This is a genomic window from Segatella copri (assembly GCF_019249765.2).
Lineage (GTDB): Bacteria > Bacteroidota > Bacteroidia > Bacteroidales > Bacteroidaceae > Prevotella > Prevotella copri_K.
In genome coordinates this window covers 1,752,752-1,772,789 of record NZ_CP152484.1, presented here as the reverse complement: position 1 = coordinate 1,772,789, position 20,038 = coordinate 1,752,752, and the positions used below count along the sequence as shown (strand labels likewise).

Genomic DNA, 20,038 nt, shown 5'->3' with positions numbered 1-20,038 from the left:
TTATTTTTCTCTTTATTATAAATATTATTGTTTTCCTATATTCCGTCTTCAGCTTTCAACTGTTAACTATTAACTATTAACTTTCAGTTCAGATCAGTCTCTTCTGAAAATATCGCGGGTGTAAACCTTTTCTTCCACATCATCCAGACACTTGTCATACCGGTTGGCGATGATGGCCTGGCTCTGCTGCTTGAAGGCATCCAGGTTGTTTACGATGCGGCTTCCGAAGAAGGTGGTTCCGTCTTTCAGCGTAGGTTCGTAAATGATAACCTGCGCGCCCTTTGCCTTGATGCGCTTCATCACGCCCTGTATGCTGCTCTGGCGGAAGTTGTCGCTGTTGCTCTTCATTGTGAGGCGGTATACGCCGATGGTGCAAGGCTTCTCTTCCTCCTCGCTGAAGTTGTTCTGGTTGGCATAATCGTAGTAGCCAGCCATGTTCAGCACGCGGTCGGCGATGAAATCCTTGCGGGTGCGGTTGCTCTCCACAATCGCCTGAATCAGGTTCTCAGGCACATCGGCATAGTTGGCGAGCAGCTGCTTGGTATCTTTCGGCAGACAGTAGCCGCCGTATCCGAAGGAAGGATTGTTGTAGAAGGTGCCGATGCGAGGGTCCAGACCCACTCCGTCGATAATCGCCTTGGTGTCGAGGCCCTTCATTTCGGCGTAGGTATCCAGCTCGTTGAAGTAGCTCACGCGCAGGGCGAGGTAGGTATTGGCGAAGAGTTTCACTGCCTCTGCCTCGGTAAGTCCCATGAATAGGGTTTCTATGTCTTGCTTGATGGCTCCCTCTTTCAGCAGTTCTGCAAAGGTGTGGGCTGCCTGCTCCAGTCGCTCGTCACCATTCGGTCTGCCCACGATGATGCGGCTCGGGTAGAGGTTGTCGTAGAGTGCCTTGCTCTCGCGCAGGAATTCAGGAGCGAAGATGATGTTCTTGCTGCCCGTCTTCTGGCGGATGCTTTCAGTGTAGCCTACCGGAATGGTGCTCTTGATGACCATGATGGCATCGGGATTCACCTGCATCACCAGACGGATGACTTCTTCTACGTGCGAGGTGTCGAAGTAGTTTTTCACCGGATCATAGTTGGTTGGTGTGGCAATCACTACGAAGTCGGCATCCTTATAGGCTTCTTCTCCATCGGTTGTGGCTTTGAGGTTGAGTTCCTTTTCAGCCAGATATTTCTCTATGTATTCGTCCTGGATAGGCGAGCGGCGCGAGTTGATGAGCTCCACCTTTTCGGGTATCACGTCTACTGCCACCACCTCATTATGCTGGCTCAGCAGGGTAGCGATGCTCAGGCCTACATATCCTGTTCCGGCTACGGCGATTTTTATCTTTTTATTCTCCATTTCTTTCTGTTCTTTTAGGCAGTCTATACCTTAATATATATATTAGTTGCAAAGATAATGCAAAAGGAGGAGACTACAAAATGAAAATGGGTTTTTTATTAAAAAATAACGCGAGAAAGGGGATGGGGAGAGGAAAAGGAGGCAGAAAAAGGGAGAGGAAAAGAAGGCAGAAAAAGGCCTCCAAAATTCGCGAATTCTAAAACGGATGGCCGGTTGGGCGGAAATTCGCAAATTTTGAAGGCTGGGGAAACTCTGTTTAAAAACTTCCGGACTGGCCCCGATACTCTCATAATGTCAATAAATCGGAATAATCGGGAATGGTCTCTAAAAATACATATTTTTTACTTTCATAATCCATCTTGCAGATGTAATGCTCCAGCCCGTTACTCACCACCAGAAAGTCGACATGGAGCAGAAGATTGTAGACTGAAATCTGGTCGAACACTTTCTGCGTGATGGGGATGTGAGGGGCTTTGTACTCGATGATCATGCGGGGCTGAAGCTCACGGGAGTAGAGCACACTGTCGGCGCGCAGCACCTTGTCGCCACATTTCAGCTGGATTTCGTTGGCGAGCAGAGAGGCAGGATACCCCTTGTGCTCGATGAGAAAATGAACGAAATGCTGGCGCACCCACTCTTCGGGAGTGAGCGTGATGAACTTCCGGCGCAGCACATCCAGTATCTGGGGATGCTGTTTTGAGCCCGAAACCTTGATGTCGAAAGATGGCAAATTTAAGCGAATCATTTTTTCTATACCTTATTATATATAGGGGTTATATTTCTTTCTTTTCTGTTTTCGATATGGTTTCTTTTCTTCTTTTAACCATACCTCATTTTCAAAAACTACCTCTTTTATATAGGCAGTTCAATTTATTTTTTGTAACTTTGCAGTCGAAGTGCAGCTGAAAACTGCACCTCAGAAAACTGCGAACCTGGAGGCGGAGCAAATGCTTGTCCGCACCCCCGGAGTTTGCTGGGTGCAAAGTTACAAAAAATAATCCAATGGTAGAAAAGAAAAGTGCAATAAGTTACGAGTCAATCATGAAAGATTTGAAGGCTCGGAAGTATTCTCCCGTCTATGTTCTGATGGGCGAGGAACCTTTTTATATAGATAAGATCTGCGACTACATTTCGGAAAATGTGCTCCAGCCCGAGGAGCGTGACTTCAATCAGACGGTGGTTTTCGGAGCTGATGTTACGGGTGCGCAAGTGGCAGATTTGTGCAAGGGTTACCCGATGATGGCGGAGTATAGAGTGGTGGTTGTGAAAGAGGCTCAGAATTTGCGGAATTTGGAAGCGCTCGAGAAGTACCTCGAAAATCCGGTAAAAACAACCATCCTTGTTTTCTGTCATAAAAACGGCAAGCTCGACAGTCGTAAAAAGTTTTCTGCCCTCGCTGCCAAGGCGGGTGTGGTTTTTGAAAGCAAGAAGCTCTACGACCGAAATCTGCCGGGCTTCATCGAGACTTATCTCAAGACCCGTAAGGCAACCATTGAACCCAAGGCTACCCAGATGGTGGCAGATCATGTGGGGGCAGATTTGCACCGACTCACTTCCGAGCTCGACAAACTGCTCATTTCTCTTCCTGAGAACGACCGGCGTGTTACTCCGGAGATTGTGGAGCGAGAAATAGGGGTGAGCAAAGACTTCAATGCCTTCGAGCTGAGAAGTGCCATCGTCAACCGCGATGTGTTCAAGGCAAATCAGATAATAAATTATTTTGACAGCAATCCGAAGAGTGGTTCTCTCTTCACGCTTCTCCCGATGCTCTTTACTTATTTCCAAAACCTGATGATTGCTTATTATGCACCCAACAGGCAGAACGAAAATGAGCTCGCAAAATTCCTGGATTTGCGCGGAGCTTGGGCGGCGCGCGAATATATTACAGGAATGAGGAACTATACGGGCGTGAAAGTGATGGCGATTATTGAGAAGTTTAAGGAGGTGGATGCGAAGATAAAGGGACTGGATAATCCATCCACTCCGGTGGGTGAACTGATGAAAGAACTCATCTTTTTTATCCTTCACTGATGCTGAAGAGCGAGGTGGGGGAGAGTAGGCGAGCTCCTGCTGAGAGTTTTCTCTTGGCAGGAGCTCGTTTCCGTTTTCGGCCTTCTTTGCCGCCTGTTTCCAGAAAGCAGCCAACTAGCGTTTAGCATTATAAATTTGCCCAAAATAGGGGATTTTCAGCTCTTTTTGGAGCGTTTATCTGGGCTCATTTTGGGCGATTTTTGGGCAAAAATGGGGGATTTAAGCGATTTTTCGAGCTAGATGCCCATTTTTCGTTTTCGCCTGAAAATAGACTTAACTTTATTGGTTATCAGTAACTTACATAAATTAACCCTCTTCATTACTCGCGAATTTGCCCGTTTCCTTTCCGATGGGCTGGAATACGCTAGAAATGGAAAAATTTGCCATTTCCCATTGTCTGAAATCGGTCGTTTGCATTTGTTAAGGTTTACGTTTCCTAAGTTTATGTTTTTAAATTTATAAATCAAAACGGGTAGTTTTGATTTATAAACATAAATGCAAGAAAACTAAATACACGAATTTATGTTTTGTATTTATAAAAATAAAGATAAAACAGGGTGTTTATGGTTATGAATGAATAAATATTCATGCTATATTTTAAATTTATAAGTAGCGGAAACTCAGTTAGTTATGTATTTTAGTTGTTTTATAAACCATAGATTTTTACATAGGTGTGGTGAAAATATTGCATAAACCGCTCTATATGCCTTTATTTAGGTGGTTTATGGTATGAATAACCAGTGATTTAGCCAAAATTTATAAAGAAAAGGTTCGTCATATATTTTGATTGATAGGTTTATATTTATAAAGCTAAACCTAAAAACCGAACACTGGAGCAAGTAGAATTTAAATTTATAAACAGAAATATAAAGTTTAAAAATCTAAATTTATTCAGAAATGTTTGGTTATTCTAAATTTTTGCTTTATCTTTGTAAAATCAACCGAAAAAGGGCCCAAAAGTGGCTTGTTCGGAAATAAAACATCGTATCAGTAGAAAAATGAACGCTAAAATTTTTAGAGCATGAAAGATAGAATCAGACAGCTGATGGAGGACCAGCACCTCACTCAGCAAAACTTCGCTCAGATGATCGGAATCTCGACCGCTACGCTGAGCAATATTTTCAACGGGAAGACCAATCCATCGCTCAGTATTGTGGATGGCATCCATAAGAGTTTTCCTCAGGTAAACGTTTATTGGGTACTCTACGGTACTCCTCCTATGTATCAGAACCAGGCTTCCCAGGGTGGCAGCGAAGAGGGTGCTGCTGACATGTATCAGAGCATTACGGATGGAGCAGCCGGTGGTGCTGAGGGGATGAAGCAGGGTAGTCTGCCTTCTGGAGCCGCCTCTGCCGAGCCTATGCTCGATTTTGGAGCCGAAGGAGCCACAGCCTCCCCTACTTCTCCCTCGCTCTTTGACCAGCCTCAAATGCAGGGTGTAAATCGTACACCTAAAAATATCGCCCAAACGGCGGTAAAATATGTAGACAAACCGCAAAGAAAAATTACCGAAATCCGTATTTTCTACGATGATCAGACCTGGGAAACCTTCGTTCCTAAGAAATAAAGTAGGGATTGGAGAACCCTAAAACAAACACATAGGAGCGGCGATAAAGAAAAAATATCTCTTTTCTTTTCGTAAATTCGGATTTTTGATGTACCTTTGCATCGTAGAAACGTAGGTGGGCGTAACCGGAAGCTACGCGTACCTATTTTATAATATACGTACATTATATAATAAGCATATTAAAAATTAGCAATAAGATGAAAAAATATGTTCTCGACCTGAAGGTGGTTTCTGTAGAGGCGCTTAGCGATAAGCACGTTTTGATTAAGCTTACCGATGAGAAACCTTTGCCTGAAATCTTGCCTGGCCAATTCGTTGAAGTAAGAGTAGACCATTCGCCTACTACCATGCTTCGTCGTCCTATCTCCATCAATTTCGTGGATCGTGAAAATAATCAGCTCTGGTTGCTCGTAGCAATGGTGGGCGACGGTACCCGTCAGCTCGGACAGCTCAAGGAGGGCGACGTGCTTAACTGTATGCTGCCTCTCGGCAACGGCTTCACCATGCCTACCGGGAAGAGCCAGAAATATCTGCTCGTAGGTGGTGGCGTAGGTGTGGCTCCGCTCCTCTATTTCGGAAAACTCATTAAGGATTTCGGGGCTGAAGTTACCTTCCTGCTGGGTGCACGCAAGGCTACAGATCTGCTCGAACTGGATGAGTTTGCCAAGATTGGTAAGGTATGCATCACTACCGAGGATGGCTCGGCTGGCGAGGTAGGTTTCGTTACCAACCACTCTGTTTTGGAGAATGAGAAGTTTGATATGATTTCTACCTGCGGTCCTAAGCCGATGATGGTGAGCGTGGCTCGCTTTGCCAAGAAGGCTGGCGTGGAGTGTGAGGTTTCTCTCGAGAACAAGATGGCGTGCGGCGTGGGGGCCTGCCTCTGCTGCGTAGAGAAAACTACCGAGGGTAACCAGTGCGTCTGCAAGGATGGACCTGTCATCAACATCAAGAAACTTACTTGGGAAATTTAAGTGAAGAGTGAAGAACGAAGAGTGAAGAATTCGTTTGGAAGCGAAGAGTGAAGAATTCGTTGGAAACGAAGAACGAAGAGTGAAGAACGAAGAATTCTTTTGCCTTTGTTTGTAAAAACATTTTTAAGTAAAACAGAAGATTATGGCTGATTTAAGTGTAAAGATAAAGGATTTGGAGTTGAAGAACCCTGTGATGACTGCATCGGGTACTTTCGGCTACGGATTAGAATTTGCCGATTTCGTTCCTCTGGAGGAGATTGGCGGTATTATCGTGAAGGGCACTACCCTGGAACCGCGCGAGGGAAACGACTATCCGCGTATGGCTGAAACGCCTCAGGGCATGCTCAACTGCGTAGGTTTGCAGAACAAGGGTGTGGAGTATTTCTGCTCTCATATTTATCCTCAGATCAAGGACATTGATACCAATATGATTGTCAACGTGAGCGGACATTCGCCTGAGAGCTATGCTGAGTGTGCGGCGCGCATCAACGAGCTGGATAAGATTCCGGCTATAGAGCTGAATATCTCCTGTCCTAACGTGAAGGATGGCGGCATGGCCTTCGGTGTAACCTGCGAGGGTGCAGCCAGCGTGGTGAAGGCGGTGAGAAAGGTTTATAAGAAGACCCTCATCGTGAAGCTTTCGCCTAATGTTACCAGCATTGCCGACATCGCCCGTGCCGTGGAAGCTGAGGGTGCCGATTCTGTTTCTCTCATCAACACGCTGATGGGTATGGCGGTGGATATTGAGAAGCGCCAGCCTCTCTTGAGCATCCGTACGGGTGGTTTGAGCGGTCCTTGCGTTAAGCCTGTTGCCCTGCGCATGGTTTGGGATGTGGCTCATGCCGTAAACATTCCGGTTGTTGGTCTGGGCGGCATTTCTTCTGCCAAGGATGCCATTGAGTTCCTGATGTGCGGTGCTACGGCCATTGAGATTGGTACAGCCAACTTCATAGATCCTGCGGTTACGAAGAAGGTGAAGGATGGAATCAACGAGTGGCTTGATGCTCACGGATGCAAGAGTGTGACTGAGATTATCGGGGCCATCAAGTAAATTCACCTTATTATAATAAGGAGTGGCTCATACCTTGACACCCTGTTTTAGGGTGTCAAGTGGGTTAACTCATTGATATACAATAGAATAACTTTTCGTAAAAATATAAGGTTATGGATTTGAACCAGATAAACCCTGTTCTGTTGCTTGCTACGCTGACGCAGCAGATTGTAGAGCAGGAGAAAGAATTGGCAGAACAGAAGGATTCTGCGGAACACTCGTCTGTAAAAGCCTCTCTGAGCGAGAACCTCCTGAAGCGCGGCAATCTGCTGATGCAGATGGGCGACAAGGATGGTGCCGGAAAGGACATGAAGCGCTACCTGGAGCTGAACCCGGAGAAAGTAGGGGAGCTGACAGGAGAATTCAAGGCTGAAGGCAGAGAACATTGCAGATAAAGGAAGGGGCTTGCCTCACGGAATCCGGCGTTGCGTCTCTCCCTAGCGCCTGGCTTTTGAGTACATTTTTCTGCATTTTCCGTATTCTGATGATAAAAATCGGGCGAAAATATGTTTTTTAGCATAAAATATAAGGAAAATGAAGAAAAATATATCAAATTGTTTGGCAATATCAAAGAAAAATGTTACTTTTGCAGTCGAGTTGAGATTTTTGCAAGTCGAGACTCGAAATCTGAGCACTACCTGCTCCTTATATAATAAAGGAGAAACGGGCTCGGAAAGAACAAAAGTGAGTAACATATAAAATGTAAAGACAATGAAGAAGTTTAACGCATTCTTTTTTAGCTATTACTTTTACTTTGCAAATAATTGTAAAGCGGGAAGTTGCGTGTAAATTTCAACTTAGGATATTAGATTCTTGAAATCATCGAAACGGTCCCGCTCTTATTGAGTAGGACCGTTTTTCGTAACATTAGACAAGATAAAAGAAACATGAAGAGAATAGCAATTCAAGGAGAGCTGGGATCTTTCCACGACATTACCGCCCACCAGTATTTCGAGGGCGAACAGATTGAAATCATCTGTTGTGCTACCTTTGAAGAGGTGTTCGAAAACATCAAGCGCGACCCTACTGTAGTAGGCATCTGCGCCATTGAAAACACCATTGCGGGCAGCCTGCTCCACAATTACGAACTGCTCCGGCAGAGCGGAACCACCGTGGTAGGCGAACACAAGCTCCATATAGAGCACAGCATCTGCTGTCTGCCAGAAGACGACTGGAGCACCCTGCAGGAGGTTCACTCCCATCCGGTAGCCCTCATGCAGTGCGGCAAGTTCCTAGCCAACCATCCCGACCTCAAGGCGGTGGAGGCAGAAGATACCGCAGGCTCGGCAGCCTACATCGCCCAGCACAAGGTAAGGGGATGGGCAGCCATCTGCTCTTCTTACGCCGCCCACATGTACGGCATGAAGGTGCTGCAGGAAGACATCCACGACAATCCGCACAACTACACCCGGTTTCTCGTGGTCTGCAATCCCCAGAAGGCAGCCCTGCTCCGTCCCATCGAAAAGGCCAACAAGGCGAGCATCGTCTTCAGTCTGGCTCACGATAAGGGATCGCTCTCCAAGGTGCTCACCATCCTGAGTTTCTACGACATCAATCTCACCAAGATCCAGTCGCTGCCAAACATCGGACATGAGTGGGAATACCTCTTCTACGTAGACCTCACCTTCGACAACCTGACCCGATACCGTCAGAGCATCGACGCCATTACGCCGCTCGTGAAGAAAATAAAGGTGTTGGGAGAATATGAGGAGAAGGAATAGTTGATAGTTAACAGTTAATAGTTAAAAATAAGAATTATGATACAACCAGCCAATAGAGTAACGGAAATACAGGAATACTACTTCAGCCGCAAGCTGAAGGAAGTGGCTAAGCTTAATGCCGAGGGCAAAGACATCATCAGTCTGGCCATCGGAAGTCCAGACATGCCGCCTTCTAAGCAGACCATTGACAAGCTCTGCGAGGTAGCCAACAATCCAAACGCACACGGATATCAGCCTACGGTGGGCATACCAGAGTTGCGCAAAGCAATGGCTGGTTTCTATAAGCGCTGGTACGATGTAGACCTCGACTGGGCTACAGAAATCCAGCCCCTCATAGGTAGCAAGGAAGGCATTCTGCACGTAACGCTCGCCTTCTGCAACCCTGGCGATGAGGTGCTTATCCCGAACCCGGGATACCCTACCTATACCGCCATCAACAAGATTCTGGGTACCAAGATTACCTACTACGATCTGAGAGAGGATAACGGATGGCAGCCCGATTTCGACGCCCTGGAGAAGATGGACCTGAGTCACGTAAAACTGATGTGGACCAACTATCCTAACATGCCGACAGGTGGTGTGGCAAAGCGCGAAACCTACGAAAAACTGGTGGCATTCGCCCAGAAGCACAACATCGTGGTGGTGAACGACAACCCATATTCGCTCATCCTCAACGAGCACCCAATGAGCATCATGCAGGTGCCGGGAGCTAAGGACTGCTGCATCGAGTTCAATTCTCTGAGCAAGAGCCACAACATGCCAGGCTGGCGTGTGGCGATGATTTCGAGCAACAAGACTTTCATCTCATGGATTCTGAAGGTGAAGAGCAACATCGACAACGGAAGCTTCCGAGGCATACAGCTGGCAGCTGCCGAAGCGATGCTTAACAACACGGATGAATGGCACCGCGAGAACAACATCCAGAACTACCGCCGCCGCCGCGACATTGCTGAGGAGATCATGAAGGTGCTCGACTGCCAGTTTGACCCTAACCAGGTAGGCATGTTCCTCTGGGGCAAGATACCTGAGAAATATGCTGATGTAGAAGACCTGACAGAGAAGATTCTGCATGAGGCTCGCGTCTTTATCACCCCTGGCTTCATCTTCGGAACCAACGGTAAGCGTTACATCCGTATCAGCCTCTGTGCCAAGGATGAGAAGATGAAAGAGGCCCTGGAGAGAATCAAGAAGGTTTTTGAAAAGTAAAAAAGTAAAAAATAAAAATATACGACTATGGAATTAGAATTAGAACCATTGAATTTTCCTAGTGATCAGGAACGCCCTTGCGTCATTGCCGGCCCTTGCTCGGCAGAGACAGAAGAGCAGGTTATGACTACCGCTAAGCAGTTGGCTGCCAAAGGTTGCCACATGTTCCGCGCAGGTGTGTGGAAACCACGCACCAAACCGGGAGGCTTCGAGGGTAATGGTGAAACAGCCTTGCCTTGGATGAAGCAGGTGAAGGAAGAAACAGGCATGCTGACAGCTACTGAGGTGGCTACCCCAGAGCATGTAGAGCTCGCACTGAAATATGGAATCGACATTCTGTGGGTAGGCGCACGTACATCTGCCAACCCATTCGCCATGCAGGCACTTGCCGACAGTCTTCAGGGCGTAGACGTGCCTGTGCTCGTTAAGAACCCAGTAAACCCAGACCTCGAGCTTTGGATCGGTGCCCTGCAGCGCATCAACCAGGCAGGCATCAAGAAACTCGGTGCCATCCACCGCGGATTCTCCAGCTTCGACAAGAAGATTTACCGCAACCTTCCTATGTGGCAGATTCCTATCGAGTTGCACCGCCGCATACCACAGTTGCCAATCATCTGCGACCCTAGCCACATCGGCGGCCGACGCGACCTCATCGCCCCTCTCTGCCAGCAGGCAATGGACTTAGGTTTCGACGGCCTCATCGTTGAGAGCCACTGCAGCCCAGACGATGCATGGAGCGATGCCAAGCAGCAGGTTACCCCAGAGGTGCTGGATTACATCCTCAGCCTCCTCGTAGTGCGCGATGAGCATTATTCTACAGAGGGTCTGCACCAGCTGCGCGGTCAGATTGACGAGTGCGACAACCAGCTGATGGATCTCCTGGCTAAGCGTATGCGCGTTTGCCGCGAGATTGGTACCTACAAGAAGGAGCACAACATGACCATCGTTCAGACCAGCCGTTACAACGAGATTCTCGACAAGCGTGGAGCCCAGGCAGCCCTCTGCGGCATGAGCCCTGAGTTTGCCGCTCAGATTTTCGAGCACATCCATGAGGAGAGTGTCCGCCAGCAGTTGGAAATCCTGAACCAGAAGTAAAGGATACTGGCGATGAGAATATTAATTATGGGAGCAGGTAAGATGGGAAGTTTCTTCATCGACCTGCTCAGTTTCGACCACGAGGTGGCGGTTTACGAGAAGGATGCCAAGCGACTGCGCTTCACCTACAACTGTTACCGCTTCACCAAGATGGAAGAGATAGAGATGTTCCGCCCCGAACTGGTTATCAATGCGGTGACGGTAAAATATACGCTGCCAGCCTTCGAAGAGGTGTTGCCACATCTCTCTCACGACTGCATCATCAGCGATATTGCTTCGGTAAAGACCGGGCTGCAGGAGTTTTACGAGAAGAGCGGTTTCCGCTTCGTGAGCACGCACCCTATGTTCGGCCCGACCTTTGCCAATCTGAACCAGCTTTCAGAGGAGAATGCAGTCATCATCAAGGAGGGTGACTACATGGGCAAGATATTCTTCAAGGACCTCTACCAGAAGTTGGGGTTGAGTCTGCATGAGTATACATTTGATGAGCACGACCAGACGGTGGCCTACTCGCTGAGTATTCCTTTCGTGAGCACCTTTGCCTTTGCGGCAGTGATGAAGCACCAGGATGCTCCGGGCACCACCTTCAAGCGCCACATGCAGATAGCCAAGGGCGTGCTCAACGAAGATGATTACCTGTTGCAGGAAATCCTCTTCAACCCATACACATCGGGTCAGGTGGCACAGATCAGAGAGGAGCTTGCTGAGCTCATCGACATCATTGACCACAAGGATGCGAAGCGTATGAAACTCTTCCTTACCAAGATACGGAATCATGTGAAGGAAGATATTGAGATTAAAGAAAAATAATTAATATGTTTTTAGAGGGGGGAGCACTTATATGATTTCCCCCCATCCGTAAATTTGCAGGTTTTGCATGTGAATGTAGAACTTTCGAGAATTATATTAACACTCAAAAAGCCTTGCATGTGAATGTAGGGCTTTATTTTTGTAGATAATAAGGAAAAAAACGGGAAAAATGAAAATATGTAAGGAGGATGGGCGATTTATGAAATATTATTTGTACCTTTGCACCCACAAATCAAAGGATAGATTGTAGAATCAATAAAACAGGAGAGCAGTTCTATTATGAGTGAACAGAAAGAAATGAAAAATATGAAGAATGATGCAGCTGAACAGCAGACAGATGCTGCTGCCTTCCAGGTAGTGAACGAGGGTTTTTCAACCCACGAAGCCATTGAAGAGGCAAAACGCTGCCTCCACTGCAAGATTCCGCAGTGCAAGAAGGGATGCCCGATAGGCAACGATATACCTGATTTCGTACACGAACTCTCTATGGGTAACATGGGTGCGGCGATGAGCATCATCAATGCCAAGAGCAACCTGCCGGCCATCTGCGGCCGTGTATGCCCTCATGAGAAACAGTGTCAGGGCAACTGCGTGCTCGGAAAGAAAGGCAAACCGGTACAGATCGGCAAACTGGAGCAGTTTATTGCCGATTTTGATACCAAAATGAACCTTTCGCGCGAGATGTTGCCACAGAAAACACGTGGCCGTGTGGCAGTCATCGGTTCGGGTCCAGCGGGCTTGACCGTAGCCGGCGATCTGGCGCGTCAGGGCTTCAACGTCACCATTTTCGAGGGCCAGGCTGAGCCGGGAGGCGTGTTGATGTATGGTATTCCTGAGTATCGCTTGCCTAAGTCGGTAGTGCGCGATGAGGTGGCTAAGATTGCTGCCCTCGGCGTGCAGTTTATCACCAACTGCATGGTGGGCGAGAACAATGTAACCATCGACAGTCTGTTCCGTGCAGGCTACGACGCCATCTTTATGGGCACAGGTACCAGCGTGCCTCAGAACATGGACTCTACACCGGGTTCAAAGCTCCACGGTGTGAGCCAGAGTACATACTTTCTGCATAACGTGAATGCCTATAACGAAGGCGCTTTGACCCGCGACATGGTTCCGCTGCGCGACGGCGAGAAGGTGGGTGTCATTGGCGGCGGAAACGTGGCCATGGATGCTGCCCGTACTGCTATCCGACTGGGTGCCGATGTTACCGTGCTGTATCGTAAGACCCAGGAAGAGATGCCTGCCATCCGGAGCGAATATGAAGATGCTGTGAAGGAAGGCGTGAAATTTGAGTGGAAAACTACCGTCGAGGCCTTTCTGAAGGGCAAAAACGGCCGTCTGGGAAGCTGTGTTCTGAACACTCCTGAGGGTGAAAGGGTAGAAAAATTCGACAGAATCTATCTCGCCATCGGTTCAAGACCAGCCAACCGTATCGTTTCTACCACTGCCGGAATCGAGGTGGATGAGAAGGGATATGTAAAAGTTGTTGAACGTCCGTTCGGTATGACCACCCGTCGCGGTGTGTTTGCCGGAGGTGATGTGGTACACCGTCCGCAGACTGTAGTCCTGGCAATGAAGGCTGCCAAGGAGGTGGCTCAGGGCATCGCTCAGTATGTAGATGCCATCAAGCTTCTTGAAGAGGCTAAGAGAATCGAGCAACGTGGAATAGTCGAATAATCAAATGAATTCAATAGAATTAAGTGAATTATTTCTGCAGTAACGGTACTGCTTTTACTGGGATTTGTCACTAGGCTCGGCAGATGTGCTGACTGCAGTCGGCAGACCTGCTGACTAGGCTCGGCAGAGCTGCTGAGCCTAGTGGTAATATCTAGGAAGCTATGTGTTTTGACTAAAAAGACTATATGCAAGAACTCTAAAAACTATATGCTTTTACTTATAAAAATATTTCTTAGTGTTGAAAACACCATATCTTTCCTTTGAATGATACTATATAAATAGACCAACTGTTATAGACGCTTAATTTTTTTACATTACTCTTTAAATGAACTTAAACTTCTTGGGGAATTTAATGAAATATCAGATTTAATCATTACTTTTGTATCAGATTCATATTAAGAAGAAGTAATTTGTCTGGTACAAAGAAAAGATATAAAAGAGAAAAAGCATGAAGCGTATCATATTGATTTTAACAGTATTGCTTGCCATGTTAGGGCAGGTTGCCTATGCGCAGAAAACGTGTGTCATCGCATCGGCAGAAAATCATGTGCCTATTCGTGAAGCACTTATTCATACCAATAACAATCATTGGGCAAGAACAGATTATCGGGGCTATTGGACGATGCGCTATCAGTTTGATTCAGCAACCGTATCGAAACCTGGTTTTATGAAGGCAACTATCCGGTACAAGGAACTGCCGGATACTCTGTTTCTCTTGCCGGATGCCAAACAATTAGGCGAAGTGACAGTTTGGGGCAAGAATCAGGAAGGCATCAAAAACATGGAAGAGGATATTCAGGAGAAGATAAACTCTTTGCCAACTTCATCTGCTGGCATCGGGTTTGATGCTTTCGGCTGGATGGATAAACAGGGAAAACGTGATAAGAAGCATCTACAACAGGCTAAAAAGGTATTTGAAAAAATGGAACATAAGGATCCTGTGGTAGCTGCTTATGAAAAAGCAACGGGGAAAAAGTATGAATTGACTAATCCGTATGATGTCTCGGCTTTTAAGAAAGATCCTCCTTCTGAAATGGCTACAGAAGAGAAAAAAGCAACTTCTGATGCTGAATCAAAATCGAAAAAGAAGGAGAATCCTGAAAAATAAGCACAAGAGTAAACTGAAGAAATGAACTCGGGAAAGGCAGAGCGACAGCTATTTTAGCCGACGGGATAAAAAAAAGCATAAACAAGTTGGCTTTCTCGAAAAAAAGTCGTATCTTTGTAGCCAAAAAAATAAAGAAAGAAAAATGTTTGAAAATTTAAGTGATAGATTGGAACGCTCGTTCAAAATCTTGAAGGGCGAGGGAAAAATTACAGAAATTAACGTGGCGGAAACCATGAAGGATGTGCGCCGTGCACTCCTCGACGCCGACGTAAACTATAAAGTGGCTAAGGAATTCACCAACAAGGTGAAGGAGAAAGCACTCGGCATGAATGTACTTACTGCCGTAAAGCCGGGACAGTTGATGATCAAGTTGGTGCACGATGAACTGGAAGAACTCATGGGCGGCGAAGAAGCCCCATTGAAGCTCGAAAGCCATCCGGCCGTCATCCTCATGAGCGGTCTGCAGGGTTCGGGTAAGACTACCTTCAGCGGAAAGCTTGCCAATATGCTCAAGACCAAGAAAGGCAAGAAGCCATTGCTCGTGGCCTGCGACGTTTACCGTCCGGCAGCTATCCAGCAGCTCCATGTAGTGGGTGAGCAGGTGGGTGTTCCGGTATACAGCGAGCCAGAGAACAAGGATGTGCTCAGTATCGCCGACCATGCTATCCAGCAGGCCAAGACTAACGGCAACGATGTGGTAATCGTCGATACAGCCGGACGTCTTGCCATTGATGAGCAGATGATGAACGAGATCAGCAATCTCAAGAATCATCTCCGTCCAGACGAAACCCTCTTCGTGGTTGACTCCATGACCGGTCAGGATGCCGTAAACACAGCCAAGGAATTCAACGACCGCCTCGACTTTAACGGCGTTGTTCTCACCAAGCTCGACGGTGATACCCGTGGTGGTGCTGCCCTCAGTATCCGTACCGTGGTAACCAAGCCAATCAAGTTCATAGGTACCGGCGAGAAGATGGACGCCATTGACGTGTTCCACCCAGCTCGTATGGCAGACCGAATCCTCGGCATGGGTGACGTGGTATCCCTCGTAGAGCGCGCACAGGAGCAGTTCGACCTGGAAGAGGCCAAGAAACTGGAGAAGAAGATCAGAAAGAACCAGTTCGACTTCAACGATTTCTACAACCAGATCCAGCAGATCAAGAAGATGGGTAACATCAAGGATCTGGCAGCGATGATTCCGGGTGTTGGCAAGGCCATCCGCGACGTAGATATCCCAGAGGATGCATTCAAGGGCGTAGAGGCCATCATCCAGAGTATGACTCCTAAGGAGCGCACCAATCCAGCCATCCTCAACACATCACGCCGCCAGCGCATCGCCAAGGGTTCGGGCACCAACATCCAGGAGGTGAACAAACTCATCAAGCAGTTTGACCAGACCCGCAAGATGATGCAGATGATGACCGGCAACAAAATGGCGCAGATGATGAGCCGCATGAAGGGTATGCCAGGCATGCCTAAGATGCCGGGAATGTAAATCAGTTGATAGTTAATAGTTTATAGCGGCTTTGCCGTATAGCAAACTTGCGATAGGCAAAAATGCCCTATAAAGCAAGAATGCCCTATAAACTATAAATTATAAATTATAAACTAAAGAAAGAATGACGTTAATCGACGGAAAGGCGACGGCAGCCGCCATCAAGGAACAGATAGCCCAGGAGGTGGCACAGATTGTAGCCGCCGGTGGCAAGCAGCCACACTTGGCAGCCGTGCTCGTAGGGCACGACGGAGGCAGTGAAACCTATGTGAAGAACAAGGTGCTGGCCTGCGAGAAGTGTGGATTCAAGTCGACCCTCATCCGTTATGAGGAGGATGTTACCGAAGAAGAGCTTCTGCAGTGTGTAGACAAGCTGAACCAGGATGATGATGTTGACGGATTCATCGTTCAGCTTCCTCTGCCTAAGCACATCGATGAGCAGAAGGTGACTATGGCAATAGATTACCGCAAGGATGTAGACGGATTCCACCCAGTAAACGTGGGCAGAATGTCGCTCGGCATGCCTTGTTTCATCTCTGCCACTCCGCTCGGTATCCTCACCCTGCTGCAGCATTACAATATTGAGACCAGTGGCAAGAAATGCGTCATTCTGGGCAGAAGCAACATCGTAGGCAAGCCAATGGCTCAGCTGATGATGCAGAAGCAGTATGGCGATGCTACTGTCACCGTATGCCACTCCCATTCCAAGAATTTGAAGAAAGAGTGTCAGGAGGCAGATATCATCATCGCAGCCATAGGCCGTCCTGATTTCGTGACAGCCGATATGGTGAAGCCGGGAGCCGTAGTCATTGATGTGGGTACCACCCGCGTGCCTGATGCTACGAAGAAAAGTGGTTTCCGCCTGAACGGTGATGTGAAATTCGACGAGGTGGCAGAGAAGTGCTCCTTCATCACTCCTGTTCCGGGAGGCGTTGGTCCGATGACCATCTGTTCGCTGATGAAGAATACGCTGGCTGCCGGCAAGAAGGAATATTACAGCTAAAAAGAAGATAATTATTTCAGAAAGAAGCAGTGCTTAAGTCACTGCATACTTGATTTTTTATAACTCTCTAATTTGTGGGGCAGGGTGCAGTGATGCACTCTGCCTTTTTATCAAGCCGAGAGAAAGAGTGTAAAATGAACAAACAATATTAATCTAAAAATATAGAAACATGATAATACTAAAGTACATATTTACATCAGCGCTGCTCGTGGCAGCTGCAAGTGCCAGTCAGGCTTTCAGCAGGCAGCAGATGCAGAAGCAAACAGACAAGGATGCCCCTGCATACACCATACAGGGCAAGGACTCCATCTGCCAGATATTCATCTATTCGCCAGCACCCAACCAGGGCTTGCATCTGGCTTATTTCACCGACGATGAGCGTTGGGTGGATGTAGGACAGCTTTGCGCCAGCGACTACGGTCCGTGGGGAGCTGAAAAGAAGATGTATAACCCCTTCGTGGTAAAAGCCAACGACGGCACATGGCGCGCACTCTGGAGCGTGAACCAGCATGCACCGCAGTTTGCCGTAGCCTATTCAGAAGACCTCATCACCTGGCGCCCGCAGGATTATCCCATCATCCGCGAAAAGGGCGTGAAGGATGTGGCTGCCTATCAGATGGATGACGGCAACTTCGACATCTATCTCAAGACATCCAAGGGCAAGCGATACGTACAGGCAAGCAACGATTTCCGTACCTTTAAGGAAGATACGCTGGAGGCTTCAGCTGATGAGATACTCTGGCAGCGCGACACTGCAACCATAGGCGGAAAACTTTTCCAGGGCTGCGATTTCGAGGTGCCGGCCGTACATCTCAACTACATTCGCTCCTGGTTCCACGCCCTTTCTGAAGAGGCAAAACTCAACGCCCAGCCGATACCGAAGACCGATTCCGACCTCGCAGCTTATGCCAAGGACAACCACATCGACCTGCCGATAGATTCGGAAATCCCTGCCAACCTCAGCATCAATCCACAGAAATCCCACCGCATCTCCAACAAACTGATGGGTATCTTCTTCGAAGACATCAGCCGCGCTGCCGACGGAGGACTCTCTGCAGAAATGTTGCAGAACGGCGACTTTGAGTATAACAAGGAAGACCACCGCCACCAGTGGAATGCCACCACGGCATGGGTGGGGGTAGAGAAAGAGAGCATCGCCACCGAAAACGGGGTGAGCCAGAACAATGCCCATTATGCCGTTCTGGGCGCTACACCTATTTATAATATAGGTTGGGACGGCATCGCCATACGTCGCGGAGCTGCCGTTGAGGGCAAGGAGGGTAAGCATCAGCCGGCCATCTACGAGGTGAGCCTGCACGCCCGCTGCATCGATGCCAAGAAGAAAGACCTCACCCTGGCGCTCGTAAACCAGGAGGGATTGCCGGTATGCCAGACCAAGATCAAGGTGCAGGGCGCAGACTGGAAGGAATATAAGGCGCAGCTCATCGTGACCGATAAATATGAGGGCGAACTCGCCAGCGAAGCCACCACCAAGGAGGGCAAACTGGGTAAGAACATCCGGTTCGCCATCCTGCCTAAGGGCGAGCAGAAAGTGGCGGTAGACTTGGTAAGTCTCAAACCACAAGATACTTACAAGGGTCATGGACTGCGTAAAGACCTTGCCGAAGCCATTGCCGACCTGAAGCCTCGCTTCGTGCGCTTCCCGGGCGGCTGCATGCTCCACGGTCAGGGGATCAAGAACATTTACCACTGGAAGGAGAGCGTGGGTCCGCAGAAAGATCGCAAGCCAGCCTACAACATCTGGGGATACCATCAGACCCGCCAGCTGGGTTTCTATGAGTATTTCCAGTGGTGCGAGGATATGGGAGCCGAGCCGCTGCCTGTATTGGCGGCAGGTGTTCCCTGTCAGAACTCTGTGGCAGATGAGCGCGGAGTGGCTGGTCAGCAGGGCGGAATCCCGATGAGCGAGATGCCGCAGTATATTCAGGACGTGCTAGACCTGGTAGAATGGGCGAATGGCGACCCTGCCACCTCTAAGTGGGCTAAGATGAGAGCCGATGCGGGTCATCCGGCTCCGTTCAACCTCAAGATGATAGGTATCGGCAACGAAGACCTCATCTCTACCGATTTCGAGCAGCGCTACCTGATGATCTGCAAGGCAGTGAAGAAGAAGTATCCTCAGATAGAGGTGGTGGGTACCGTAGGTCCGTTCCACTTCCCGTCTTCCGATTATATTGAGGGTTGGAAGATTGCCCGCGAAAACAAGCGCTGGATTGATGCCGTAGACGAGCATTATTACGAGCAGCCGGGCTGGTTCCTGAACCATCAGGATTATTACGACCATTACGACCGCAAGGCTCCTAAGGTTTATCTGGGCGAATATGCATCTCGCGGCGCCAATGCGGTAGACAATGCGCTGGCTGAGGGCATATACCTCTGCAATGTGGAGCGCAACGGCGATGTGGTTGAAATGACATCCTATGCTCCTCTCTTGTGTAAGGACGGATACAGCAACTGGCAGCCGGACATGATTTACTTTGATAATAATAATGTACGCGCGAGCGAGAGCTACAAGATGCAGAAGATGTTCGGGCAGCATGCCGGTGACCTCTACATCTCATCCGTGCTCAGCCTGCCGGATGCGCTGAAGAAATATGTGGGCACCAGTGTGGTGAAGGATTCTAAATCGGGCAAAACCTGGCTTAAAGTGGTGAATGCCTTGCCTCGCACGCTGAAACTCTCGGTTTCTGGCTTGGGCAACAAGCAGGTAACCATCACAGGCAGAAGCGCTCAGGTTTTCGAACTTTAGCTTTCTTCAGAAGATGTTTTCTGATAGAAACGGATAGAACCAATAATGGTTCAGATTATTCATTTTGAGTAAAATAGAATGGAGAAATAGGATATTAAAATGTTCTTTTTCTCCATTTTTTATGTTTTACAGCATAAAATATGGCTAAAAATTTGGTAGTTAATAATTTTTTTTATTATTTTG

Annotated in this window: 16 protein-coding genes; 14 read left to right on the top strand and 2 right to left on the bottom strand. The window is 48.0% G+C overall.

The window, feature by feature from the left end:
- Positions 1-93 precede the first annotated feature (93 nt).
- Together KUA46_RS07920 and KUA46_RS07915 are read right to left on the bottom strand one after the other, a co-directional pair.
- Positions 94-1,347, bottom strand: coding sequence for a nucleotide sugar dehydrogenase (locus KUA46_RS07920; RefSeq protein ID WP_256625062.1), 1,254 nt, complete (start codon positions 1,345-1,347; stop codon positions 94-96).
- 286 nt (positions 1,348-1,633) lie between these two features.
- Positions 1,634-2,092: a type I restriction enzyme HsdR N-terminal domain-containing protein gene (locus KUA46_RS07915; RefSeq protein WP_022120899.1), complete on the bottom strand. Its 459-nt coding sequence runs from the start codon at positions 2,090-2,092 to the stop codon at positions 1,634-1,636.
- Between the two features lie 257 nt (positions 2,093-2,349).
- On the opposite strand from KUA46_RS07915, the gene holA reads away from it, so the two are divergent.
- From holA to KUA46_RS07845, 14 genes are all read left to right on the top strand, one after another.
- The gene (gene holA, locus KUA46_RS07910) at positions 2,350-3,378 is read left to right on the top strand and encodes a DNA polymerase III subunit delta (RefSeq protein WP_022120898.1); all 1,029 of its coding nucleotides are present in this window, start codon (positions 2,350-2,352) and stop codon (positions 3,376-3,378) included.
- Positions 3,379-4,399: 1,021 nt separating this feature from the next.
- Positions 4,400-4,945: a helix-turn-helix transcriptional regulator gene (locus tag KUA46_RS07905; protein WP_022120896.1), complete on the top strand. Its 546-nt coding sequence runs from the start codon at positions 4,400-4,402 to the stop codon at positions 4,943-4,945.
- A 197-nt stretch (positions 4,946-5,142) separates the two neighbouring features.
- The gene (locus KUA46_RS07900) at positions 5,143-5,919 is read left to right on the top strand and encodes a dihydroorotate dehydrogenase electron transfer subunit (RefSeq protein ID WP_006847362.1); all 777 of its coding nucleotides are present in this window, start codon (positions 5,143-5,145) and stop codon (positions 5,917-5,919) included.
- A 142-nt stretch (positions 5,920-6,061) separates the two neighbouring features.
- Positions 6,062-6,970, top strand: coding sequence for a dihydroorotate dehydrogenase (locus KUA46_RS07895; protein ID WP_117692223.1), 909 nt, complete (start codon positions 6,062-6,064; stop codon positions 6,968-6,970).
- Between the two features lie 113 nt (positions 6,971-7,083).
- Positions 7,084-7,365, top strand: a complete 282-nt coding sequence (locus KUA46_RS07890; protein WP_022120894.1) for a hypothetical protein — start codon at positions 7,084-7,086, stop codon at positions 7,363-7,365.
- Positions 7,366-7,857: 492 nt separating this feature from the next.
- On the top strand, positions 7,858-8,691 hold the full coding sequence (locus KUA46_RS07885; RefSeq protein ID WP_006847366.1) for a prephenate dehydratase: 834 nt from the start codon (positions 7,858-7,860) through the stop codon (positions 8,689-8,691).
- A 36-nt stretch (positions 8,692-8,727) separates the two neighbouring features.
- A complete protein-coding gene (locus KUA46_RS07880; RefSeq protein WP_022120892.1) occupies positions 8,728-9,897 on the top strand; it encodes a pyridoxal phosphate-dependent aminotransferase in 1,170 nt (389 codons plus the stop codon).
- Positions 9,898-9,924: 27 nt separating this feature from the next.
- Positions 9,925-10,992 (top strand): bifunctional 3-deoxy-7-phosphoheptulonate synthase/chorismate mutase type II, encoded by a 1,068-nt coding sequence (locus KUA46_RS07875; RefSeq protein ID WP_117728074.1) that lies wholly within the window; start codon positions 9,925-9,927, stop codon positions 10,990-10,992.
- A gap of 12 nt (positions 10,993-11,004) precedes the next feature.
- Positions 11,005-11,802, top strand: a complete 798-nt coding sequence (locus KUA46_RS07870; RefSeq protein ID WP_022120890.1) for a prephenate dehydrogenase/arogenate dehydrogenase family protein — start codon at positions 11,005-11,007, stop codon at positions 11,800-11,802.
- Positions 11,803-12,108: 306 nt separating this feature from the next.
- Positions 12,109-13,479: an FAD-dependent oxidoreductase gene (locus KUA46_RS07865; RefSeq protein ID WP_153081255.1), complete on the top strand. Its 1,371-nt coding sequence runs from the start codon at positions 12,109-12,111 to the stop codon at positions 13,477-13,479.
- 448 nt (positions 13,480-13,927) lie between these two features.
- Positions 13,928-14,587 carry a hypothetical protein gene (locus KUA46_RS07860; protein ID WP_151201998.1) on the top strand — a complete coding sequence of 220 codons (660 nt, stop codon included), beginning with the start codon at positions 13,928-13,930 and terminating at the stop codon, positions 14,585-14,587.
- 142 nt (positions 14,588-14,729) lie between these two features.
- Complete coding sequence (ffh, locus tag KUA46_RS07855; protein ID WP_006847372.1) at positions 14,730-16,082, top strand: signal recognition particle protein; 1,353 nt, start codon at positions 14,730-14,732, stop codon at positions 16,080-16,082.
- Between the two features lie 124 nt (positions 16,083-16,206).
- Complete coding sequence (gene folD / locus KUA46_RS07850) at positions 16,207-17,085, top strand: bifunctional methylenetetrahydrofolate dehydrogenase/methenyltetrahydrofolate cyclohydrolase FolD (protein WP_022121927.1); 879 nt, start codon at positions 16,207-16,209, stop codon at positions 17,083-17,085.
- 169 nt (positions 17,086-17,254) lie between these two features.
- Complete coding sequence (locus tag KUA46_RS07845; protein ID WP_153138553.1) at positions 17,255-19,855, top strand: alpha-L-arabinofuranosidase C-terminal domain-containing protein; 2,601 nt, start codon at positions 17,255-17,257, stop codon at positions 19,853-19,855.
- Positions 19,856-20,038: the final 183 nt, after the last annotated feature.